Annotated in this window: 4 protein-coding genes and 1 pseudogene; all 5 read right to left on the reverse strand. The window is 43.5% G+C overall.

Features of this window, described 5'->3' with window-relative positions; all coding sequences use genetic code 11:
- Nucleotides 1-161: 161 nt before the first annotated feature.
- Nucleotides 162-668 (reverse strand): DUF4402 domain-containing protein, encoded by a 507-nt coding sequence (locus VIM94_RS08675; protein ID WP_332038900.1) that lies wholly within the window; start codon nucleotides 666-668, stop codon nucleotides 162-164.
- A 224-nt stretch (nucleotides 669-892) separates the two neighbouring features.
- Nucleotides 893-2,290 (reverse strand): sugar transferase, encoded by a 1,398-nt coding sequence (locus tag VIM94_RS08680; protein WP_332038901.1) that lies wholly within the window; start codon nucleotides 2,288-2,290, stop codon nucleotides 893-895.
- A 714-nt stretch (nucleotides 2,291-3,004) separates the two neighbouring features.
- Nucleotides 3,005-4,021, reverse strand: a complete 1,017-nt coding sequence (locus VIM94_RS08685; protein WP_332038902.1) for a glycosyltransferase family 4 protein — start codon at nucleotides 4,019-4,021, stop codon at nucleotides 3,005-3,007.
- 144 nt (nucleotides 4,022-4,165) lie between these two features.
- Nucleotides 4,166-5,179: a glycosyltransferase family 4 protein gene (locus VIM94_RS08690; RefSeq protein ID WP_332038903.1), complete on the reverse strand. Its 1,014-nt coding sequence runs from the start codon at nucleotides 5,177-5,179 to the stop codon at nucleotides 4,166-4,168.
- Nucleotides 5,136-5,254 (reverse strand): annotated as a pseudogene (locus tag VIM94_RS08695) (O-antigen ligase domain-containing protein); the annotation flags it as partial. The gene VIM94_RS08690 and the pseudogene VIM94_RS08695, both read right to left, overlap by 44 nt.

The raw sequence follows: 5,254 nt of genomic DNA on the forward strand, positions 1-5,254 counted from the left end.
GATTTAACAGTACAAAGATGGGGGAAAACCCCTATCGAAAACTAATTTTTTCGATGAGACAATCAAATACTCGTTGAAATACACTTTTGCCTAAAATTCACTAAAAACTACAACGTTATAGTGATTTTCGTTATGGAATAATTAATAAAAATAAGGAAAGACTAATTATAATTTACGGTTACCTGAAGATCTCCAACTGTATTATAAACCCCGGGTTTCTGGTTGGGATTCACATAAAGGCTGGCACCAACCTTAAGGCTTGCCGGGCCGGCCCCAAGCGAACTTTGGTCAAGCTCGGCAGTGAAATCCTGAAGTGTCATGGCTTCTCCTCCATTGCGAAGTTCATGCTTTCCCTGGGGCAGACTGATATTAAAGGAATACCCCCGTTGTCCCGTCACTAAGAAGGTAGCCGCTGAAACATTGGCAGCCTCTTTAAGTTCAAGCCCACCGGTGGCCGTCCTGGTATTATCGGGTTTTAAAATCACCGTGCCCCCATCACGGGCGTCGATATTAGCGAAGTTCATATGAGAAGTTGTGGTGATCCCAATAGGTTCTATGATTGTTGCCGAAGCCTTGAAATTAGCAGTGGCTGATGCCTGAGCACAGCAAGCTCCCCCAGCAAAAAGAAGGGTAAGAATAATAAATATTTTCAAGTAGTCTGTTTTCATAGCGGTAAATCATAGGGGCGACCTATTCTTTCCTAAAGTTAATAAGATTCATCATATTAACCGACCAAGTACCAAAATATTCGACGAAATGCACAATTGTTTAACCCCTGTTTAACCTTTACGGCTATAAAAGTTAAAAAAGGAATTTTTGTTTTAATAAAGATTGAGGGAGGCTCTGTTATATTATTAAGTCAAAAGCCACTATCTACCGACTATAGCCTGATTTATTGTCCCCTGTAGAAAATTACCGTACTAAGGGTTTTCAATAAAATATTGAGATCGAGGAAAATTCCACGATGTTTGATATAATAAAGATCATACTGAAGTTTCAGAAGACTATCGGTATGGCAGGTTCCGTAATCGGCCATTACCTGGGCCCAGCCGGTAAGCCCGGGTTTTATCACATGGCGGGCATCATAAAAAGGAATGCTTTCGGAAAGTTCCCGAACAAAAACCGGTCTTTCCGGACGGGGACCAATAAGGCTCATATCCCCTTTCAGGACATTATAAAATTGCGGGATCTCGTCAATCCGGGAGCGCCGCAGAAACTTTCCAAAGTTAGTCACCCGGCCATCGTTCTTTTCGGCATATCTGGGGCCGTTTGGCTCGGCATTCCGGGTCATAGTGCGTAACTTCAGAATACGAAAAACTCTACCATTCTTACCCACCCGTTCCTGCCTGTAAAACAAGGGTCCACGATTTGCCAGAAGATTCCCTATAAGAATTAATGGGAGAATAAGTATTCCGAAGAGCAGTCCCACCAAGGCGATTAGTAGGTCGAAAACGCGAAAAGCCAATAAATAAAATTTATTCTGATTGCTTCGACTAAAAGGAAAATACCGGTAGAAGTGCTTATCTACGTGTTCTACGGGAATTCGCCGCGTCACCTCCTCATAGACCTGGATATAATCCCTGATGGGGAAACCGGTTTTCAGGAGTTCGTTAAGTTGAGTATAGAGACTGAGCATCAGCCCCTTTTGGTATCCACTGGCAACCACGATCTCATTAATATGATGCGCCCTGATGGTATCGGAAAGTTTATCTACCTCAAACCTCAACAAGCCGCTGTCGTCGAGATCGTGATTGCCGCTATGATCGGTATTCACAAAACCCACCACCATATAATTAGGATCCGACTTCTGAAGGGAGTCTGCTATGAGGCGAATATCGAAAGAGTCTCCCACCACCAACACCCGCTTATAGAACCGGGGCGTGGAGATCAGGCTGATATAGGTAAGGCGCCACAGCAGCATAGCCAGGGCAATAGCCAGGAAGAAAAAGAGAATTTGCAATCGGTTTTCCGGAAGTACGGGCGTAATATAAGGAGTTAGCATAAAAAACAACAGCGTTAGGGCCGAGCTAAGCAGTACATTCTGTAGACTGGCATCCCACTGACTCGCTTTCCGGAGGTCATAAAGTTCAAAAACCGTATTAAAAATATTAAAATAAAAGACAAAGACCAGGGTCCAGGTCCAGGTATCGGAGGTGATTCGGAAGTAGTCGAATTCAAAAATAATCCCTACCAGGCTAAGGCTCAGCAAAACACAAAAGTTGTCGAACAGCCGAAGCAGGACCTTTCGCTCGGAAATTTCAAAATGAAACAGCGGACGTTGTTCCGACATAGTCTAGCTTGGTTATGAGGCTAAGATATAATTTTTTTGAGTTTTGGGTCTCTGGTTTAGTGCTGAGTTGGAATTTTTTCGATGAGGCTGGTTGAGCCTCAGTATTTGGAAAGGTATCGGAATATAGAATGGAGAGAGAGGAGAGTGAAAAGTGGGTTTTGGTTGTGAGTCTTGATAGCCAGGTTTCACCCAAAGAGCACGGAGGTTTTCGTGAAGGGCGCAAGAAGTCCTTTACCAATCCTACAAAACGACAAAGCCCTGTTGTGAGATTCGCCGTCGCTACTTCAAAAGGACAAAAAGTACGGGTACTGAAAATGAATTTGTCTACGTCATGCTGAACTTGATTCAGCATCTCATTTGAGTGAGCTTTGAAAGTCCACCAAAAATAACAAACTGGATGAGATTCCGGTTCAGGCCCGGAATGATGTCACACTTAGTGTCAAACTAAAAATGGATTCTCAAGCAGAGGCCGCAAAAGAGCACGGGTACTGAAAATGAATTTGTCTACGTCATGCTGAACTTGATTCAGCATCTCCTCTGAGTGAGCTTCAATTATCGACCGGAAAAAGCCAGTAGAATGAGATCCCGGATCAGGTCCGGGATGACGTTAAACTTTGAACGTTAAACACGGAACATTTTTCCCCATTCCACTTTCCACTAAAAATAATCAACCCTATTCAGTACTCTACAATCCGACGACAGAGAACCCAGAACTCACAACTGATTCAGCAATTCAATCCAATCATGCTTAACCACAGTCCAGTCAAAAGCCTCCACCTTCTCCCTGGCGGCAAGGCTAATCTTTTGAGCCTCTTCAGGGTTTTGGATTAGGAAATTAATCTCATCAAGCAGGGAACTAACTTCTCCGGGGGGGACCAGCAGACCTGTTTTGCCATTCTCTATGAGATATGGCATTCCTCCTACATTAGTTGAAACAACCGTTAGGCCCAGGGTCATGGCTTCGATCACGCTTACGGGGGTGTTGTCAATATCGGTAGTGTTGAGGAAAATATCGTAGTCACCTGAAAGCTCTATCCACTCCTCCTTGCTTAAAAGGCCGGAGAAAGTTACAGGAAGATTTTTCTTCCGTGCGTAATCCTTACATTCTTCAAGAGATTCATCCTTTAGTGGCCCTACCATGCAAAGTTTTGCTTCAGGATGGTTTTTCAATAGCCCTTCCAGCACTTTCAGAGCAAGAAGCGGGTTATAGATTTTGGCGAAAGAACGTACCCAAAGTAGTCGGGGCCGGGGATTCTCTCGCAGTTTAAATTCATAAGCTTCCAACTGTACCGGGTTAGGAATAAAACGGGTATTGTTTACTCCGGCCTGCTGCAGGATTTCCTGTATATATAAGGAAGGACAGATATTAAAACGAGCATTACTAAAGAGATTCCGAGTAATTTCAGGTTGTGATTTAAGTCTGTTAGGTAGGTCGCCTCCATGGAGCAAGAGAATATAATCCAAAGAAAGCATTCTGCATAATTGAGCGCAGAGCACTGCATACCAGAAGTTACGGGTGCTGTAGGTATCGATCAGCACGGCATCGGTACTTTTATGATGCCGAAGAATTGTGGTTAGCATCGCGCTTAACCGAAGTAGCTCATTTTTCCTGGAAGAAGCAGTATGAACAGTAAAACCTTCAGTTCTTAAAAGTGGAGCAAGTATATCTATAGAAGTCGGTGTCCCGCCACGGACTTTGAGTTGATTACCTATGTACACCAGGTTTTTCATTTTTAAGGTTCAAGGTTCCCGATTCAAGATTCAAGATTCAAGATTCAAGATTCAAGATTTACAATAAGTTTAAACATAGTCAACCTATATCAGGGACGTCATTCAAAAAAATTGAACGATAAACTTTGAACGTTGAACGTTAAACTATCCAAGTACTTCATTCCAATCCTTTTTAACCAGCTCCCAGTCAAAATTCTCTACTTTTTTCCGGGCCGTTTTGCACATCGCTGCTGCTTTTTCCTGGTCTGAGATTAAATATTCCAGGGCACGGGCCATAGCCGGGGCATCGCTTTCAGGAACAAGAACCCCGTCTTCTCCATCCTTTACCAGAATGGGCATGCCACCTACATCGGTAGAAACAATGCCAAGACCCAGACTCATCGCCTCGATCACGCTGATGGGAGTGTTGTCTATAGTGGTGGTATTGATGAAAAAATCGTAGTCTTGTGAGAGCTTAGCCCATTTCTTTTTTGAAAGTTTGCCCGGAAATTTCACTTTTAACTTATGCTTTCGGGCAAAGTTTTTACATAATTTCAGGCTACCGTCCTTATCGGGACCTACCATGCACATTTCGGCATCAGGATGTTTTTCCTGAAGAATTTTCAGCATGTGTAAGGCCATCAAAGGGTTATAGCGTTTCTGAAACCTTCGCACCCAAAGCAATTTCGGTCCGAGTTTCCTCCGCTCTTTAAAAGGGTAATTTTTAAGCTGGATAGCGTTAGGAATGAGCTTTATGTTCTCAAAGCCTGCAGCCTTAAAAATATCATAGAGAAAGCGGGAAGGCGCGATATTTATCTTCGCCTTTCCGAAGAGACTGCGGCTATAAGACGGCGAAGCATTTAAGCGTTCGGGAAGGTTTCCGCCGTGCAGGATAGGGATGTAATCCAGATTATAGGCCTGACAGGTTTTGGCCACCAGGTAAGCATAATAAAAATTCATAGCCCCGTAAGTATCGATGAGGACCACATCGGTTTTTTTATGATAACGGATGATCAGGCCTAGCATTTCCAACAGCCTAAAAGCCTTGTTATTACGGGTCGAGGCGGTTTTCACCTTGTAGCCCTCTTTTCGCAGTACCTTGCTGAAGAAAGAGATATAAGTTGCCGTAAAGCTGTTAACGCGTAAGTCGTTTCCTATGTACAGGATCCTTTTTGTCATCTACTATATATAATAAAGCCAGGCCATAAACAAAGGCCGGCAGGGCTATCCGCATAGCCGAGTGATTTATGGTGA

This window comes from Salegentibacter sp., assembly GCF_036568425.1.
GTDB lineage: Bacteria > Bacteroidota > Bacteroidia > Flavobacteriales > Flavobacteriaceae > Salegentibacter.

What these genes read in the sequence shown, in the direction of transcription:
- VIM94_RS08675 (WP_332038900.1), bottom strand. Translation starts at nt 668, where the DNA reads ATGAAAACAGACTACTTGAAAATATTTATTATTCTTACCCTTCTTTTT.
- VIM94_RS08680 (WP_332038901.1), bottom strand. Translation starts at nt 2,290, where the DNA reads ATGTCGGAACAACGTCCGCTGTTTCATTTTGAAATTTCCGAGCGAAAG.
- VIM94_RS08685 (WP_332038902.1), bottom strand. Translation starts at nt 4,021, where the DNA reads ATGAAAAACCTGGTGTACATAGGTAATCAACTCAAAGTCCGTGGCGGG.
- VIM94_RS08690 (WP_332038903.1), bottom strand. Translation starts at nt 5,179, where the DNA reads ATGACAAAAAGGATCCTGTACATAGGAAACGACTTACGCGTTAACAGC.